Here is a 17040-nt window from a genome sequence, read left to right as displayed (position 1 = left end):
ATTACCGCTTGTTGAGAGGGGCGCTCTCCTACGGCGTCATCGCAGTGCCTCGGTGGGGACGCCGAACCGTTCCTGATAGCCGGTGACCTGGGCACGGACCTCCCCGGCATCCAGACCGGTGTTGCGCCAGGAATATCGCGCACCGCCGTTGTCCCCGGGGTGGGCGGCCAGGAAGTCCCGCATGCGCTGCTCGGCCACGGGGGTGAACTCGCGGTCCAGTGCTTCGTAGATCCCGCCGATGGTGGCGAACGGATCGCGGATGAAGTCGGCGAACTGGACGTCGACGATCTGGCCGGGGGCCAGTACCCCGGAGTCGCGGGCCTTCATCGAGTGCTCCAGTCCGACGATGATCTCCTCGCGCGATTGCTGGGCGCACTCGGTGATGTCGCTGTGATCGGAGGCCAGTCGACGCAGGTGCGTGGTGAGGGCCGCGATCGAGGAGATGACGTTGAGCGGATCACGGTGGGTCTGCACGATCAGCGCGTCCGGGTACTCGGCGACCAACGCTTCCAGCTGCCACAGGTGTGCGGGCGACTTGAGCAGCCATTGGGTGGGTGCACCGATTCCCGGCACGCCGGACTGCAAGTGCTGCAGGAACATCCGGTGGTAACGGTAGGCGTCGCGATGGTCGGCGTCATGCAGCAGCCAGCGGTAGTAGGTGGGCAGCCGGTACTGCACCGAGAAGATCATGCTGCAGAACTGCCCGGCTGACATGCGCACGCACTCCTGCCCGACCAGCGCACCCATCGGGTGATGCGCGAGTAATCCGGGCACCAGCTGCTCGGACATCTCGATGTTGGCCTGGATCTGGGCGATTCGCGGATCTGTGGTGTAGGTATCGGGCTGCGGCAACGGCCACGGAGCATCGACCTCCCAGGTGAGCGGGGGCCGCAACGCGGGATCCTGCGCGAGCAGATCGAACAGGATCGTGGTGCCGGTGCGGGGCTGGCCGACGATGAAGATCGGGCGGGTGACCGGAGTGGTGGCGACGGCGGGATTTTCGCTACGCCACTGCATGATTCGGAGCCGGTTGACCAGCGGCCCGACGATGTCCATCACGGCGATCTCAACGCCCAGGTCGTTCAGCTGGGCCTCGGCTGCCAGTCCGTCGGCCAGCAGTGCGAGGTGCTCGCGCCAGCCGGCGGGTTCGCCGAAATCGTCGGTGCCCGCGATTTCGCAAGCTTGTGCGATCAGGGTGTCGGGGTCGAATCGGTTGGTCATCGCACCGTCACCTTCACGTCGGGCGCCGCGGGGTTGTCCAGCCAACGCAACACCACAAACCCTCGGCGGCGGCCACCGGTATCCAGCCAGTGGCCGTTGCCGGAGTCCTTGCCGCCGATGGCAATTCGGACTCTTCCGTCAGCGCCGGGAGAAACCCCCTTGTCGGTCACCGAGCTGTGTCTACGCCGCGGTTCGATGCATTCGTGCCAGATGTTCTCCAGCGTCACGTTCCAGTAGCGAGTGTCCGGCGGGGTGAACTCCAGGTGCAGTGTCTCGTCGTCGGCAAGGTCGAACGTGCCGATCATGTAGAGGTTGTCGGGTGTGGTGTCGGCGGACCCCAGGGCGGCGGCTTCGGCGGTGACGAGCTCGTTGGGCCGGGTGAGCAGCTCCGGCTTGATGGTGCGGTGCAGAGTCGTCAGCTTCATCAGCGTCCAGGCCATCGCGGTGAACTGCTCGGCCACCTCGGCATCGGTCAGCGCCTGTGGGGGACCGGCGTCGAGGGTCTCGATCTGCAGGGCCGCCGGCGACTCGGCGGCCGCGTCACCGATGTACTCGCGCACCACGATCGAGGCGGCGTCGGTGGGGATCTGCAGCCATTGCGCGCCGTCGAGTCCGGCCGGGCGCTCGGCCGACACGATGATCGTGAAGGTGCCGTCGTCGAGCTTCAGCTCGGTATCGCTGAGGTAGCCGGCCATCCGTCGCGGGGTCATGCCGGTGCCGGCGAGCACCTGGAAACCCAGATAGGCGCTGGAGCCCCGGGTTCCGGTGATCCGGTAGGTGCGGTCGCCGCGGATCATCGCGAGCAGGTAGCGGCCGTCGGGATTTGGGCCGCCGACCATCCTGGTGGGGGAGCACATGTCGAAGAACCACGGCAGTTCCGGGTCGGCCTCCACGGACAGCTCCGAGCACAGCGCCGTCACCCGGGACACCACCCGCAGCCCGTCGAGCAGTTCACGTTCATCGCGGGCGTCGGCTTTCACGATCTCGGTGATATCGCCGAGCATCTTCTGCACGAACTGCCAGGCCTCGGCGGTTTTGGGGGCGCGTTCTTCGCTCATGTGAGACACAATCTCAAATGAGACGTAGTCTCATACGGGAAATGACTGAACCGATTCCTCTCAACATCCGCAAGCGTCAGGCCACCCGGGACCGGATCGCCGCGAGCGCCGCGACGCTCGTGGCCGCCGACGGGCTGGCCGCGACCACCGTGGAGCGGATCGCCGCCGAGGCCGAGGTCGGACGGGCCACCTTCTTCCGGTACTTCTCCTCCAAGGAGGACGCCGTCGCCGACGGGATGACCAGGCACTGGCTGGACGTGATCACCGCGCAACTGGCTGTCCAGCCCAGTGGATTGTCGGCGCGCGACGCCGTGGTGGCCGCGTTCCGGGACCTCGGCGACGGCTTCGACACCATCAGTGATCAGGTGCGCGAGCTGGCCGTACTGACCAGGTCATCCGAGGCGCTCAACGCCTGGACGCTGAACATCTACGTCGGTTACGAGACGGCCATCGCCGAGCTGGTGGCTCCCCGATTCGCCGACCTGGCCCCAGGTGACCCCCGGCCCCGTCTCATCGGCGCATTGGCGATGGCGTCGGTGCGCATCGCATTGGACGATTGGCTGCAACACGGCGGATCGCTGCCACAGCGGGTGCGCACGGCGCTGGAGGCGTTGTCGGTGGGCTGACGATTAAGCTGTCCACATGCCAGTTCGTACCGCCCTGCGCCCCGGCGTGCTCTCACCGACCCTGATGGTTCCCAAGTCGATCCCACGGCCGGAGTACGCCTGGCAACCCACCGTGCAGGAGGGCAGCGAACCCTGGGTGCAAACCCCTGAGGTGATCGAGAAGATGCGCGTCGCCGGCCAGATCGCGGCAGCAGCCCTGGCCGAGGCCGGCAAGGCCGTGGCGCCCGGCGTCACCACCGACGAGCTGGACCGCATCGCCCACGAGTACATGATCGATCACGGCGCCTATCCATCGACTCTGGGCTACAAGGGGTTTCCCAAATCCTGCTGCACCTCGCTGAATGAGGTGATCTGCCACGGCATCCCGGACTCGACCGTGGTTGAGGACGGCGACATCGTCAACATCGACGTCACCGCCTACATCGACGGAGTCCACGGCGACACCAACGCCACCTTCCTGGCCGGAGACGTCTCGGAGGAACACCGGCTGCTCGTCGAGCGCACTCACGAGGCGACCATGCGGGCCATCAAGGCGGTCAAGCCCGGGCGCGCGCTGTCGATCGTCGGCCGGGTGATCGAGGCTTACGCGAACCGGTTCGGCTACAACGTGGTCCGTGACTTCACCGGCCACGGTATCGGCACCACGTTCCACAACGGGCTGGTAGTGCTGCACTACGACCAGCCCGCGGTCGAGACCGTGCTGGAACCGGGCATGACCTTCACCATCGAACCCATGATCAATCTCGGGTCGCTGGACTACGAGATCTGGGACGACGACTGGACCGTGGTGACCAAGGACCGCAAGTGGACCGCTCAGTTCGAGCACACGCTCGTGGTCACCGAGGACGGCGCCGAGATCCTCACGTTGCCGTGAACAACGCACCGTGAGCGGGGCACTGCTGGTCGCCGGGACCACCTCTGACGCCGGCAAGTCGATGGTCGTGGCCGGTCTCTGCCGGTTGCTGGCCCGCAAGGGTCTGTCCGTGGCGCCGTTCAAGGCGCAGAACATGTCGAACAATTCGGCGGTCACCGTCGACGGCGGCGAGATCGGCCGGGCCCAGGCGATGCAGGCCCACGCTGCCGGGCTGGCACCCAGCACCCGGTTCAACCCGATCCTGCTCAAGCCCGGCGGGGACCGCACGTCACAGTTGGTGATCCGGGGCCAGGTGGCCGGAACCGTGGCCGCCGGCGACTACTTCACCCACCGCGACCGGCTCGCCGGCGTCGTCGCCGACGAATTGGCCTCGCTGAGATCCGAATTCGACGTGGTGATCTGTGAGGGCGCGGGCTCACCGGCGGAGATCAACCTGCGTGCGACCGACCTGGCCAACATGGGGCTGGCTCGGGCCGCGGACCTGCCGGTCGTCGTGGTGGGTGACATCGACCGCGGCGGCCTGCTGGCCCACCTGCACGGCACTGTGGCCGTCCTGGCTCCCGAGGATCAGGCGCTCATCGCGGGATTCATCGTCAACAAGTTCCGCGGCGACCCCGCCCTGCTGGAACCCGGATTGGCCCAGCTGCGGGAGCTGACCGGTCGCCCCACCTACGGGGTGATCCCGTTCGACGACGGAATCTGGCTCGACACAGAGGATTCAGTATCGGTCCGGCCAGGCGGCATGGTGGGCACACCGCAACCGCCACGCGGCGAGCAGACGCTCACCGTCGCCGCCATCAGGCTGCCGCGCATCTCCAACTCCACCGACATCGAGGCACTGGCCTGTGAACCGGGGGTCGCGGTGAGGTGGGTGGCCGATGCCGCCGACCTCACCGGTGCCGACCTCGTGGTGATCCCCGGAAGCAAGGCCACGGTGAGCGATCTGGCCTGGTTACGCCAACGCGGTCTCGCCGATGCCATTCTCACGCACGCCGCGCAGGGCCGACCGGTGCTCGGCGTGTGTGGCGGGTTCCAGATGCTGTGCCGTCGCATCGATGACGCCGTCGAGGGGGGAGCAGCCGCGGCGGTGCGCGTCGAAGGCCTGGGTCTGCTCGACGCGGACATCGAGTTCGCCGTCGAGAAGACCCTGCGGCACTGGGAAGAACCCTTGTGGGGCTACGAGATTCACCATGGGCAGGTGACCCGGGCGGCGGCCGACGACTGGCTCGGTGTCGGGCTGCGCCACGGCGCGGTCTATGGCACCCACTGGCACGGTCTGCTCGACAACGACCATCTGCGCCGGGCCTGGCTCACCGAGATTGCCGGCGACGCCGGTCGTGACGGATTCGTGGTTGCCGATGACGTCGATGTGCGGGGCCGGCGCGATGCTCAACTGGATCTGATGGCCGACCTGCTGGCCGCACACCTCGACATCGGGGCTGTGATGGACCTTGTACAGCACGGGGCGCCGCCCCGGCCCACCATGAGCACTGCGCTCCTCGGTCCACCTCGGTAACCTGGGCATATGATTCGACGCCACCGGTCGGTGGCAGCTTTGTTCGGGCTGGTCGCCCTGGTGGCGGTGACCGGCTGCGCGCCCGTGATCACCGGATCGCCCACCTGGCCCGGCGCCACCCTGCAGAAGGTTTTGCTGACAGCCGCCGACCTCCCGCCCGGTGTGCAGTTCGATCGGGTCACCGATGACGGCGCGAGCCCGGGCGGATCGAGCGGCCCGCCGCCGATGTTGTCCACCCCGGCCGGATGCAGTGACGGGCTGACCAGGGTGATCGCCGAATCCGCCGAGCGGGGCCCGGGCAGCGCCGCGCAGATCATCGTGGCCTACGACGGAGCGCGCATGGTGTTGACCGTGCTGACCTCGCCGCTGCCGTTGGACCGGCTGGCGGCCACGGCGGAGCGGTGTGCACAGTTCTCCACCTACTTCGATCCGTCGGACAGCGGCATCCCGATGACCACCACCAAGCTGGCCGCGCCCCGCACGTCGGCGTTGGCCTACCAGCAGACCATGCGGCTGGGCGCCAGCGAGCAGAGCATCTTCTTCGCCTTCGAAAATGTCGGCAACTGGGCGGTTTTCGGCATCGCCTTCCCTACACAGGATCCATCGATTCTCGCCAAAGGTGCATTGCCGCAGACGTTTCTGGATGTTTTCGGTATGCAAGCCGAGCGTCTGGGCGGTCACTGACGCGGACGTCAGGACAATGTTGATTCCGGCCCGCCCGAGGCTACTGGACGGTAGTTTGTCCGAATGCTTACCACCGTCGCGACGATCGACGGATACACCACACCCGTCGACGTCTCGGGGCCCGACAAGGGGTCCACAGTGGTGGTGCTGAGCGCCGGACATCACGGCCCTGCCGCCTACGAGCCGATCTGCCGGCGGTTGCACACGGCTTCACTGCGCACGGTCATCATCGGCCCGGATCCGCGGCTGACCGCCAAGGCGATCGTCGGCATTCTCGATTCACTCGACATCAAATGGGCTTTGTTGGTCGGCGACCGGCTCGGGGGTGAGCTGGCTTGGGAGCTGGCGGCGACCCGGTTGGACAAATTCATCGGGCTGGTGGTGGTGGATCGCGGCCACCCTCGCGTCGCCGACGCCACGGGCGTGGTCCGCGACGACGAATGCCCTCCGGTGGAGATGAACACCACCGTGCTCGTCAGCACCCCCGCGGCACGTGCGGTCGCCAAGGCCAGCCAGCGCTATGTCTACGGCGACTTCCGGCTCGTGGAGATGCCGGGACGCCGCAACGCCGGAGACTCGACCGCACAGCTCGCGGCCGAGATCGTGCTGCGTACCAGTAGTTGGTGACCGGCCGAGCGGTCTGCCTTCGCGCGGGCGCTCAATCAGCCGCCGCGGTGTTGTCGGGTCGGCGGCCTGCCTTCGCGCGAGCGCTCAGTCAGCCGCCGCGGTGTTGTCGGGTCGGCGGCCTGCCTTCGCGCGGGCGCTCGGTCAGCCGCCGCGGTGTTGTCGGGTCGGCGGCCTGCCTTCGCGCGGGCGCTCGGTCAGCCGCCGCGGTGTTGTCGGGTCGGCGGCCTGCCTTCGCGCGAGCGCTCAGTCAGCCGCCTCCGAAGGCGTCCAGGCTTGCGGCAACCCAGGCTGCTGCGGGAACAGGAAATCCACGAACGCGGCGGCCGTGGGCTGCGGCTCGTGATTGGCCAGCCCGGGACGTTCGTTGGCCTCGATGAAGACGTACTCCCGGCCCGTCACGTCGGGAACCAGCAGGTCGATCCCTGTCACCGGAATGCCGATCGCCTCGGCTGCGGCCACGGCGACCCGGCACAGCTCGGGGTTCACCTCCGCGGTCACGTCGTGAATCGTCCCGCCCTGATGCAGATTCGCCGTCCGCCGTACCCGGAGGCGGACCCCCTCGGGCAACACATCGTCGAATGACCAGCCGGCTTCGGCGACGGTTCCCACGGTGACGTCGTCGATCGGGATGCGCGACTCGCCGCCGGTGGCGGCCGCCCGGCGGCGTGATTGCGTCTCGATCAACTCGCCCACGGTGTGCTTTCCGGTGCCGACGACCTCGGCGGGCCTGCGGATCGCCGAGGCCACCACCTTGCCGTCGATGACCACCAGGCGAAGATCGTCGCCGGCGGCCCGCTGCTCGATCAGCACCTCCGGGTACTGCTCGCGGGCCCGGTGCAGCGCCGCGTCCAGTTCCTCGCCACCGTCGACCCCGACGGTGATGCCCTTGCCCTGCTCACCGCGGGTGGGCTTGACCACCACATCGCCGACCTCGGCCAGAAAATCGTGGTCCTCGCCGTCGAACGTGGCCAGGCGACCCTTGGGCACCGTGATACCGGCATCCGAGACGATGCGCCTGGTCTGGCGCTTGTCGTCGCAGCGGGCCATGGCCACCGCCGACGTGAACTCCGAGAGCGACTCTCGGGTGATGACGCTGCGCCCGCCGTGCGACAGCTTCATTTCGCCGGCACCCGCGTCGAGCACCTCGACGCGGATCCCGCGGCGCATCGCCTCGTCGGCGATGATGCGCGCGTACGGGTTCAGATCGTCGACAGTCTCGGGAGGATGGGTGAACAGCGGCTCGTTGATCGCGTTCTTGCGTTTGACGGCCAGCACCGGGACGCGCTGGAAACCCAACTTCTCGTACAGCGCGATCGCGGCGGAATTGTCATGGGCCACCGACAGATCGAGGTAGGCGCGGCCCCGCTCGCGGAAGATGCCGGCCAGGGTCCGGGTCAGGGCGTCCCCGACACCGGGTAGTCCGGCGGCCGGGTCCACGGCCAGGCTCCACAGGCTCGACCCGTCTTCGGGGTCGGCGAACAACCGCTTGTGGTCGACACCGGTGACCGTGCCCACGACACTGCCGTCGTCATCGCGCACCGCGACCAGGTAGACCACCGCCGGGGTCAGCGTGTGGTTGTGCCAGATGACGTCGACGGGGGCGGGCACCATCCCGCACCGCACGTACACGCGGTTCATCGCGTCGGCATCGCTCGGCGTCTGCAGGGTGCGCACGGTGAACCCGACGGGCTCGGCAGAGGTGAACTCGTCGGTGAACCGCAGCCGGTAGGTGTGACTGGGGTCGATGAACAGCTCGGCGGGGGACCGGGCGATCAGTACGTGTGACTCGCGGGCGTAGATACAGATGTCCCGCCGGCCCGGCCCTTCCTGCTGCAGCACCTCGGCAAGCTGCTCGGGATCGGCGAAGGTCTGCCCGAAAATCAGCCGGCCCCAGCCCAATTCGAGCACCACGTCGTCGGCCATGGCATCGACGAGATGCTGCGGTGAGGCATCGTGCAGGCCGAGCGTGATCGCCTCGGTGTGGTCGGAACCCAACGAGGCTTCCGACGCGTCATGGTCCGTGGCGGTCACGCCGCGGACCCCGTCACCCCGTGGCGCTGCAACCACAGCTCGAGCAGCGCGATCTGCCACAACTCGTTGCCCCGCAGCGGGGTAAGCCTGCCGTTCGGGTCGGCCAGCAGCCGGTCGACGGCCTCAGGGCGAAACAGGCCGCGCTCCTTGGCTTCCGGCGCATACAGTGCATCGCGGACCATATCCAGGTACGGCCCCTCGAGGTGCGTCAGCGCCGGGACCGGGAAGTATCCCTTCGGGCGATCGATCACCGCTGCCGGGATCACCCGGCGCGCAGCCTGTTTGAGCACACCTTTGCCCCCGTGCGCGGTCTTCAGGCCCGGCGGGCAGGTGGCGGCCAACTCGACGAGTTCGTGATCGAGGAACGGCACCCGGCCTTCCAGCCCCCACGCCATGGTCATGTTGTCGACCCGCTTGACCGGATCGTCGACCAGCATCACGGTGGTATCGAGGCGCAACGCCCGGTCCACTCCGGTCTGCGCGCCCGAGGCTGCGAAGTGATCGGTCACGAAAACGCCGCTGGGATCCCCGTCGGCCCGGTAGCTCTCGCTGATCAGCGCGCCCACCCCGGAGCTGTCCCGGTCGAAGAACGCTCCCCGGTAGCTGGCCACGGAGCCGTCAAGGCCGGCCGCACCCGGTTCGGCCATCGGCGGATACCAGTGGTAACCGGCGAAAACCTCGTCGGCTCCCTGACCGGACTGCACCACCTTGACGTGCCGGGCCACTTCCTGGCTGAGCAGGTAGAAGGCCACACAGTCATGGCTGACCATCGGTTCGCTCATCGCGCCGATCGCTCCGTCGAGCGCGGGCAGCATGCGGTCGGTGCCGATGCGGATCTGGTGATGGTCGGTTTCGAAGCGCTCGGCGATGATGTCCGAGTACTTGAACTCGTCGCCGGCCACCCCGCCCACCGACTCGAAACCGATCGAGAAGGTGGACAGGCCGTGCTGACCGGCCTCGGCGAGCAGTCCGACGATCAGGCTGGAATCGACGCCGCCGGACAGTAGGCATCCGACGGGCACATCTGCCACCAGTCGGCGCTCGACCGCCCGCCGCAGTGACTCCAGTACCGCGTCTTCCCAGTCTTTTTCCGACCAGTCGGCCCGGTCGGCGTTCCGGGTGAAGTCCGGCGACCAGTAGACCGTGGTGTGCCGGCTGCCGTCGGGTTCGATCGCGACCACCGATGCGGGCGGCACCTTCTTGATGCCCTGCAGGATGGTCAGCGGGGGCGGCACCACCGAATGGAAGGTGAGGTAGTGGTGCAGCGCGATCGGGTCGATCCGGGTGTCGACGCCACCGGCGGCCAGCAGGGCGGGCAGCGACGACGCGAACCGGATCCGGTGGGCGTCCTCGGTGATGTAGAGCGGCTTGATGCCCAGCCGATCGCGGCCCAACAGCACCCGGCCGGTGTCACGCTCGACGATCGCGAACGCGAACATCCCCATCAGGTGCTCGACGAACCGGTCACCCCAGTGGTGATAGGCCTTGAGCAACACCTCGGTGTCGCTGTGCGAGAAGAAGCGGTAGCCATGCCCGGACAGTTCCCGGCGCAGCTCTTGGTAGTTGTAGATGCAGCCGTTCCAGCAAACGGTCAATCCGAGTTCGGGATCAACCATGGGCTGGGCGCCCGCTTCGGTCAGGTCAATGATTTTCAGGCGGCGGTGACCCAGCGCGACCCGGCCTTGCGACCACACACCGGCCGCATCCGGACCCCTGGGTGCCATCGCGTCTGCCATGGCCGACACCGCTGAAACATCCGGTGTCCGGCCATCGAGACGCACCTCCCCGGCGGCTCCACACATCAGTTCGACCCTACACAGGATCTGTCGTCGGCGCGCCACCCGCGGTGTGTCGGGGGTGTGACCATGACATGTCGGAGAGTGGCCCTATTCTCCTCCCATGAGGCCTGGATTCGGCTTCGGCATAGCCCGTGACGAGCTGATTCGTGATTTCGGCGCGCAGTCGACCGTGCGGGGTGAGCGCTACGCGGCCGAGGGCCGGATCCGTGACATCGAGTTCGATGACGGCGAGCGCCTGCTGCGCGGGCGCTGTGTGGGTTCGCATGGTCAGTTGTACGTCCTTGAGGTCGGACTGTCGCCGGGTAGTCGGGCGGTCGTCGAGTGGGCGTTGTGTTCATGCCCCGTGGGGTCGTTCTGCAAACATGCGGCCGCCCTGGTGCTGGCGGCCGCACCGTCGGATCCGGCCCACTCACCGGTGGACCGTTGGCGTTACGTGCTCGACAAGGTGCTCGACGAGGTCGCCGTTCCCGAAGGCGGCGGCAAACCGATCGCGCTGGAATTCTCGGTCGCTGCCCCGACCCGCTACCGCCCGGGCACCATGCTGATGCTGCGCCCGCTGTCGCTGGGCAAACGGGGCACCTGGATCACCCGCGCGCTGACGTGGCGGCGCCTCGTGGACTATCCGGACCCCGGCGAGTTCGACCGCGACCAGTACCGGGCCGTGCGGGCCCTGCTGTCGGAGGTCGTGCGGTACTCCCAGCCGCACGGCGGCGACGGGATGGTGCTCAACGGAATGCCCGCCACGCTGTGGCCCCGGCTCGACGACGTGCTGGACGCGGGGGTGACCGTCTTGGCCGACACCGCGACTGGCATCCGCGCGGTCGAGTTGGTCAAGAACGTCCACCTCCGGTTGGACTTCGCGGCCGAGGGCGGCGGTGCCGTGATGTCGGTGGCTCTCATCGTCGACGGACAGGACAGCGACCCCGACGGCGTCGCGCTGATCGGGATGCCGGCTCCGCACGGGATGTTCCAGGTCGCCGATTCGGTGCTGCGACTGGGCGCCTTCGACCCGGTGCCGGGACGCACCATGGCCGAGATGCTGGGCCACCGCGAGCAGGTGCACATTCCGGCCGACATGGCTCGTGAACTGGCGGTCGACATCCTGCCGCGCCTGGCCGGCAGTGTGGACATGGAGGTCGCCGACGGCCTGTTCGTCCCGCCGACCATCACCGGCCCGATGCCCGCGCTGACGGTCAAGGTGACCGACGGCGGCGCGCGGGTGTTCTGGAGTACGCGCTACCAGGTCAACGATCAGCGTCACGACTTCGACCCGACGTCTTCGCCCGGGCTGATCGGGTACCGCGACGCTGACGCGGAACAGGCGCTCTGGCTGCGGGTGCTGCCCGCGTTGCAGGCGGTCGCAGCGGCCGCGCAGGACTGGAAACGTCAAGCGGCGCAACATGTCAACCGCCGGATCACCGCGACGCTGGACACCGATGCCGTCCATGAGTTGCGGGCCATCGTCAATGCCTCGAGCGGCCTGGACGCGGTCTCGGTGGCGTCGCAGCGCACGCTGCTGGGCGGGGTGAACCTCACCCTGGTGGAGGCTGCGGTGCTGTGTGATCAGACCTTGCCGCAGCTGGACTGTTTCGCGGACCTGACGATCGACGCCGATGAGCGGTACCGGGCCGCCGGCGCCGATCCGGTTTTGTCGTTCTCCGGTGACACCTCGGTGCCGGGGGATTGGTTCAGCTTGAACGTCACGGTGAGCGTGGACGGCGAGACGGTGGCCCTGCCCGATCTCATCCGCGAATTGAGCACCGGCGCAACGCACATGCTCCTGCCGTCGGGGATGTACTTCCGGCTGGACACGCCCGAGCTGGTCCGGTTGAGAGCCCTGCTGGACGAGGCGCGGGCGCTCGGTGAGATCGACGGGGACCGGGTCAACGCCGCGTCGATGAACATCACGCTGTGGGACGAACTACTCGCTCTGGGTGTCGTCGACGCGCAGCTCGCCCGGTGGCGGGCCAACCTGGCGCGTCTGGCCGCTGCCCGTCCTCCGGTCCCCGTCGACCCGCCCGCGGGGCTCGATGCCGAGTTGCGCGACTATCAGCGCGATGGACTGGACTGGCTTTCTTTCTTGTGGGACAACGGGATCGGCGGGGTGCTCGCCGACGACATGGGCCTGGGAAAGACCGTGCAGACGTTGGCGCTCATCGCCCGTGCCGTGGCGGGCGGCGCGGGTAAGTTCCTGGTGGTGGCGCCGACCAGCGTGGCGCGCAACTGGGTGGCCGAGTGCCGCAAGTTCACCCCGGGACTGAACGCGGTGGTGGTGACCTCGACCGATGCGCGGGCAGCTGTCGGCCTGGCCGCACAGGTGGCCGAGGCGGACATCGTCGTCACGTCCTACACGCTGCTGCGCATGGATGTCGAGGCGTACTCGCAAATCCACTGGGCCGGCATGGTTCTCGACGAAGCGCAGTTCGTGAAGAACCACCACAGCAAGACCCATCAGGCCGCACGGCTGCTGGATGTGCCGTTCAAGCTGGCGATCACGGGCACCCCGATGGAGAACAACCTGATGGAATTGTGGTCGCTGCTGTCGATCACGGTGCCCGGGCTGTTCCCGTCGCCGAAGGTGTTCGAGACCTACTTCCGTAAGCCGATCGAATCGGGTCAGGCCGACGATCTGCTGCCGGTTTTACGCAGGAGAATCAAGCCGGTGCTGCTGCGGCGCACGAAAAGCCAGGTGCTCAGCGAGCTGCCACCCAAGAGCGAACAGGTGCTCACCATCGGCCTGAGCGCCAAGCATCGCAAGATCTACGACACCCGGCTGGCCCGGGAGCGCCAGAAGGTCCTGGGGCTGCTGGGGGACTGGGAGAAGAACCGCTTCCAGATCTTCCGGTCGCTGACCCTGCTGCGACAGCTCAGCCTGCATCCGGGTCTGGTCGACGACTCGGCACGCCCGGTGGGATCGGCCAAGATCGACTTCCTCGTCGAACAACTCGACCAGCTCGTCGCCGAGGGGCACAGTGCGCTGGTGTTCAGCCAGTTCACCGGATTCCTCGGCATCGTGCGGGCGCACCTGGATTCCGCGGGTATCGCCTACAGCTACCTCGACGGTTCGGTCGACTCCGACGGAAGGGCCAGGGCCATCGAGGAATTCGGTGCCGGGGCAAAGCAGGTGTTCCTGATCAGCCTGAAGGCGGGCGGATTCGGGCTCAACCTCACCACCGCCGACTACTGCTTCCTGTGCGACCCGTGGTGGAGCCCTGGCCGCCGAGGCTCAGGCCGTCGACCGGGCCCACCGCATCGGGCAGACCCGGCCGGTCAGCGTCTATCGGCTGGTCGCGGAGAACACCATCGAGGAGAAGGTGGTCGCATTGCAGGACCGCAAGCGGGCGCTGTTCGCCGCGGTGGTCGATGACGGGGATCTGTTCGGCTCGACCATCTCCGCTTCCGACATCCGCGAACTGCTCGGATGACCCGGGTGATCAGCCCGGCAGTTCGGCGGCCGGGGCGGCGTCCACCTGCTTGATCGGACCGGTGAACCAGTGTTTCACCGACACGTGCCAGTAGATGAACAGCAGCACCAGCACGCCGCCGACCAGTAGCGGCGTGTAGTTCACGAACTTCCACTGGAAACTCGGATCCCACGGCATGCCGCCCAGCGAGGTCGGGAACATCGCGATGATCGAGGTGACGATGATCTCGACGATCGCCACCGGCGCCATCCACTTGTACTTGTTGCCGACATTCCACCGGCCCTGTTCGAAGGAGTCGCCGGCTTTCCACCGGAAGTAGATCGGGACCGCGAAGCACAGGTACAGCCCGACCACGCCGATGGAGACGACGGCGTAGAACGCCACCGGTGAGGGTACGTCCACGCCGTTGACCGGAATCTTCACCGGCACTATGGCGGGCAGCGTGATGATCGCCGCGATCACCGCGGTGACGATGACGGCGTTGGCGGGCACGCGGCTGGCGCTGACCTTCGACCACAGCTGGTGTCCGGGGACCGCGCGGTCCCGGCTGAACGCAAACAGCATGCGTGAGGCGCTGGTCTGGCAGGCGGTGGTGCAGAACAGCTGACCCGCGGTGGCGATCAGCAGCACGACACCCGCCCACTTCGATCCGAGTGCCTGGGTGAAGATGGTCGCCACCGCTCCACCGTTGGCCGACACCTCGTCAGAGTTCTGGACGGCGAACAGGAATGACAGCAGCAGGATCCAGCCGCCGATCGCCGAGTAGAAGATCGACTGCCAGATACCCTTCGCGGCGGCGTTGGCCGCGCTCTTGGTCTCCTCGGACAGATGCGCCGACGCGTCATATCCGGTGATCGTGTACTGCGTCAGGATTGCCGAGATCGGCAGCACGAACAGCAGGAAGCCCCAACCGGACGTAGAGCCCGAGAAGATCCCGGAGTTGTTGATGGTCTTGGCGAAAACGTCGGAGACGCTTGCGTGTTGGTCTGGGAGCAACCACAGGATGGCGATCACCGCGGTGGCGCCCGCGACGTGCCACCACACCGAGACGTTGTTGATGACGGCCAGCAGGTGTGACGAGAAGATGTTGATCACGGCCGAGACCGCCAGGATGATCAGGAACATGATGAACACCCGGGTCAGGCTGTAGCCGGCGAGCCAGGATTCACTGAACGTCCCAAGGGTGAGGTCCAGGAATGTCGCGCTGCCGTAGGACACTGACGCCAGGATCGCGATCAAGCCGATGAGATTGAGCCAGCCGGTGTAGAACCCGGCCTTGGGGCCACCGAGTTTCGAAGCCCACCAATAGATTCCGCCCGAGGTGGGATATGCGGAGACGAGTTCGGCCAGACAGAATCCGATGATCAGGATGAAGACCGAGACGATCGGCCAGCCCCAGGCGATGGCGGCCGGACCGCCGTTGTTCCAGCCCAGCCCGAATGAGGTGAAGCAGCCGGCCAGGATCGAGATGATCGAGAACGAGATCGCGAAGTTGGAGAATCCCGACCAGGACCGCTGCAGTTCCTGGACGTAACCGAGTTTGGCGAGATGTTGTTCGTCGTCGGTGAGGTGTTCGGTGAGTTCTTCGTGCCCCTCGGGCATGGCGGCTCCTCGTGTGCAGGACGTGGGCGGTCTGCACACGGACAATAGAGCCTTATTGGTCTGCTGTCCTACCTTTTAGACGTGACAATCATGCTAATTCGGGGCACGATCATGACGTCATCGGCGAGTCAATGGTCGGCTGGACGTCAGGTTGGCCACCGAGTCCCACACGGGCAGGAGGGTGCGCAATGAGCCAGAACCCCGGCATGCTGGCACGAGCCGACCTGGAGCAAATGGTGGCGGCGGGTGAGATCGACACCGTCATCGTCGCCTTCTGCGATATGCAGGGCCGGCTGACCGGTAAGCGGGTTTCGGGCCGGTTGTTCGTCGAAGAGGTCGCCGCCCACGGTGCGGAGTGTTGTAACTACCTGCTCGCGGTCGACGTCGACATGAACACCGTCGGTGGCTACTCGATGTCGAGTTGGGACACCGGCTACGGCGACATGGTGATGACCGCCGACTTCAGCACCTTGCGGTTGATCCCGTGGCTGCCCGGCACCGCGCTGGTGATGGCGGATCTGTCGTGGCTGGACGGTCGCCCCGTCGAGCAGGCTCCGCGCAGCATCCTCAATCGCCAGATCGACCGGCTGACCGAGCGGAAGCTGGTGCCCTACGTCGGTACCGAGCTCGAATTCATGGTGTTCGACAACACATTCCGCGAGGCCTGGGCCGCGGGGTACCGAAACCTGACACCGGCCACCGACTACAACGTCGACTACGCCATGATGGCGTCCACCCGAATGGAGCCGTTGCTCCGCGACATCCGTCTCGGCATGGAGGGCGCCGGGCTGTACTGCGAGGGCGTCAAGGGCGAGTGCAACCTGGGTCAGCAGGAGATCGCGTTCCGCTACGACCATGCCCGCAGCACCTGTGACAACCACACCATCTACAAGAACGGTGCCAAGGAGATCGCAGACCAGCACGGCAAGAGCCTGACGTTCATGGCGAAATTCGATGAACGCGAGGGCAACAGCTGTCACATCCATATCTCGCTACGTGGCGAGGACGGGTCACCGGTCTTCGCCGACGAGTCCGGCCCGCAGGGTATGTCGCCGATGTTTCGCAGCTTCATCGCCGGCCAATTGGCCACGCTGCGCGAGCTGACTTTGTTCTACGCGCCGAACATCAACTCCTACAAGCGGTTTGCCGACGGCAGCTTCGCGCCCACGGCCATCGCCTGGGGCATGGACAACCGCACGTGCGCGCTGCGTGTGGTTGGTCACGGGTCAGGAATGCGGGTGGAATGCCGGTGCCTGGCGGTGACGTCAACCAGTACCTGGCCGTGTCGGCGCTGATCGCCGGTGGTCTGTACGGCATCGATCACGGGCTGGAATTGCCCGACGCACTGCCGGGAAACGCCTATGCCAGTGGGGCGCAACGGTTGCCGACCACCTTGGCCGAGGCGGCCGAGCTGTTCGCGAAGTCCGAGGTGGCGCGCACGGCGTTCGGGGACGACGTCGTCGAGCACTACCTGAACAATGCGCGGATCGAGTTGGCTGCCTTCAATTCCGCGGTGACCGACTGGGAAAGGGTGCGCGGTTTTGAGCGGCTCTGAATCTGGGGCGCGTCCGATCATC

General features: G+C 66.9%; 11 protein-coding genes and 1 pseudogene. 7 read left to right on the top strand and 5 right to left on the bottom strand.

The window, feature by feature from the left end; genetic code table 11:
* Positions 1-36: 36 nt before the first annotated feature.
* On the bottom strand, positions 37-1221 hold the full coding sequence (locus ACNQVK_RS24250; protein WP_418031554.1) for a sulfotransferase family protein: 1185 nt from the start codon (positions 1219-1221) through the stop codon (positions 37-39).
* Positions 1218-2279 carry a DUF1214 domain-containing protein gene (locus ACNQVK_RS24245; protein WP_418031553.1) on the bottom strand — a complete coding sequence of 354 codons (1062 nt, stop codon included), beginning with the start codon at positions 2277-2279 and terminating at the stop codon, positions 1218-1220. Before ACNQVK_RS24245 ends, ACNQVK_RS24250 begins: the two co-directional genes overlap by 4 nt.
* Positions 2280-2320: 41 nt before the next feature.
* On the opposite strand from ACNQVK_RS24245, the gene ACNQVK_RS24240 reads away from it, so the two are divergent.
* The 5 genes from ACNQVK_RS24240 (at position 2321) to ACNQVK_RS24220 (ending at position 6606) form a co-directional block, all read left to right on the top strand.
* A complete protein-coding gene (locus ACNQVK_RS24240; RefSeq protein ID WP_418031552.1) occupies positions 2321-2905 on the top strand; it encodes a TetR family transcriptional regulator in 585 nt (194 codons plus the stop codon).
* A 16-nt stretch (positions 2906-2921) separates the two neighbouring features.
* On the top strand, positions 2922-3779 hold the full coding sequence (gene map / locus ACNQVK_RS24235; RefSeq protein ID WP_090425177.1) for a type I methionyl aminopeptidase: 858 nt from the start codon (positions 2922-2924) through the stop codon (positions 3777-3779).
* 10 nt (positions 3780-3789) lie between these two features.
* Positions 3790-5295, top strand: a complete 1506-nt coding sequence (locus ACNQVK_RS24230) for a cobyric acid synthase (RefSeq protein WP_418031551.1) — start codon at positions 3790-3792, stop codon at positions 5293-5295.
* 9 nt (positions 5296-5304) lie between these two features.
* On the top strand, positions 5305-5979 hold the full coding sequence (locus ACNQVK_RS24225; protein WP_418031550.1) for a hypothetical protein: 675 nt from the start codon (positions 5305-5307) through the stop codon (positions 5977-5979).
* A gap of 63 nt (positions 5980-6042) precedes the next feature.
* Positions 6043-6606, top strand: a complete 564-nt coding sequence (locus tag ACNQVK_RS24220) for an alpha/beta fold hydrolase (protein WP_044517629.1) — start codon at positions 6043-6045, stop codon at positions 6604-6606.
* A 243-nt stretch (positions 6607-6849) separates the two neighbouring features.
* On the opposite strand, the gene ngg is transcribed toward ACNQVK_RS24220, so the two are convergent.
* Together ngg and ACNQVK_RS24210 are read right to left on the bottom strand one after the other, a co-directional pair.
* A complete protein-coding gene (ngg, locus tag ACNQVK_RS24215) occupies positions 6850-8637 on the bottom strand; it encodes an N-acetylglutaminylglutamine synthetase (RefSeq protein ID WP_418031549.1) in 1788 nt (595 codons plus the stop codon).
* Complete coding sequence (locus ACNQVK_RS24210; protein ID WP_418031548.1) at positions 8634-10439, bottom strand: N-acetylglutaminylglutamine amidotransferase; 1806 nt, start codon at positions 10437-10439, stop codon at positions 8634-8636. Before ACNQVK_RS24210 ends, ngg begins: the two co-directional genes overlap by 4 nt.
* Positions 10440-10536: 97 nt before the next feature.
* Here ACNQVK_RS24210 and ACNQVK_RS24205 point away from each other — a divergent pair, with 97 nt between their 5' ends.
* On the top strand, positions 10537-13803 hold the full coding sequence (locus ACNQVK_RS24205; protein ID WP_418031547.1) for an SNF2-related protein: 3267 nt from the start codon (positions 10537-10539) through the stop codon (positions 13801-13803).
* Between the two features lie 67 nt (positions 13804-13870).
* Here the strand turns inward: ACNQVK_RS24205 and ACNQVK_RS24200 are convergent, their stop codons facing one another.
* Entirely contained in the window at positions 13871-15463 is a 1593-nt protein-coding gene (locus ACNQVK_RS24200) for an amino acid permease (protein WP_418031546.1), read from the bottom strand.
* A gap of 188 nt (positions 15464-15651) precedes the next feature.
* Here ACNQVK_RS24200 and ACNQVK_RS24195 point away from each other — a divergent pair.
* Positions 15652-17018, top strand: a pseudogene (locus tag ACNQVK_RS24195) (glutamine synthetase family protein).
* The last annotated feature ends 22 nt before the right edge of the window (positions 17019-17040 follow it).

The sequence above is a fragment of the Mycobacterium sp. 134 genome (assembly GCF_048282715.1).
Classification (GTDB): Bacteria; Actinomycetota; Actinomycetes; order Mycobacteriales; family Mycobacteriaceae; genus Mycobacterium; species Mycobacterium septicum.
This window is presented reverse-complemented; position numbering and strand designations above follow the sequence as displayed.

What these genes read in the sequence shown, in the direction of transcription:
- ACNQVK_RS24250 (WP_418031554.1), bottom strand. Translation starts at nt 1,221, where the DNA reads ATGACCAACCGATTCGACCCCGACACCCTGATCGCACAAGCTTGCGAA.
- ACNQVK_RS24245 (WP_418031553.1), bottom strand. Translation starts at nt 2,279, where the DNA reads ATGAGCGAAGAACGCGCCCCCAAAACCGCCGAGGCCTGGCAGTTCGTG.
- ACNQVK_RS24240 (WP_418031552.1), top strand. Translation starts at nt 2,321, where the DNA reads ATGACTGAACCGATTCCTCTCAACATCCGCAAGCGTCAGGCCACCCGG.
- map (WP_090425177.1), top strand. Translation starts at nt 2,922, where the DNA reads ATGCCAGTTCGTACCGCCCTGCGCCCCGGCGTGCTCTCACCGACCCTG.
- ACNQVK_RS24225 (WP_418031550.1), top strand. Translation starts at nt 5,305, where the DNA reads ATGATTCGACGCCACCGGTCGGTGGCAGCTTTGTTCGGGCTGGTCGCC.
- ACNQVK_RS24220 (WP_044517629.1), top strand. Translation starts at nt 6,043, where the DNA reads ATGCTTACCACCGTCGCGACGATCGACGGATACACCACACCCGTCGAC.
- ACNQVK_RS24210 (WP_418031548.1), bottom strand. Translation starts at nt 10,439, where the DNA reads ATGTGTGGAGCCGCCGGGGAGGTGCGTCTCGATGGCCGGACACCGGAT.
- ACNQVK_RS24205 (WP_418031547.1), top strand. Translation starts at nt 10,537, where the DNA reads ATGAGGCCTGGATTCGGCTTCGGCATAGCCCGTGACGAGCTGATTCGT.
- ACNQVK_RS24200 (WP_418031546.1), bottom strand. Translation starts at nt 15,463, where the DNA reads ATGCCCGAGGGGCACGAAGAACTCACCGAACACCTCACCGACGACGAA.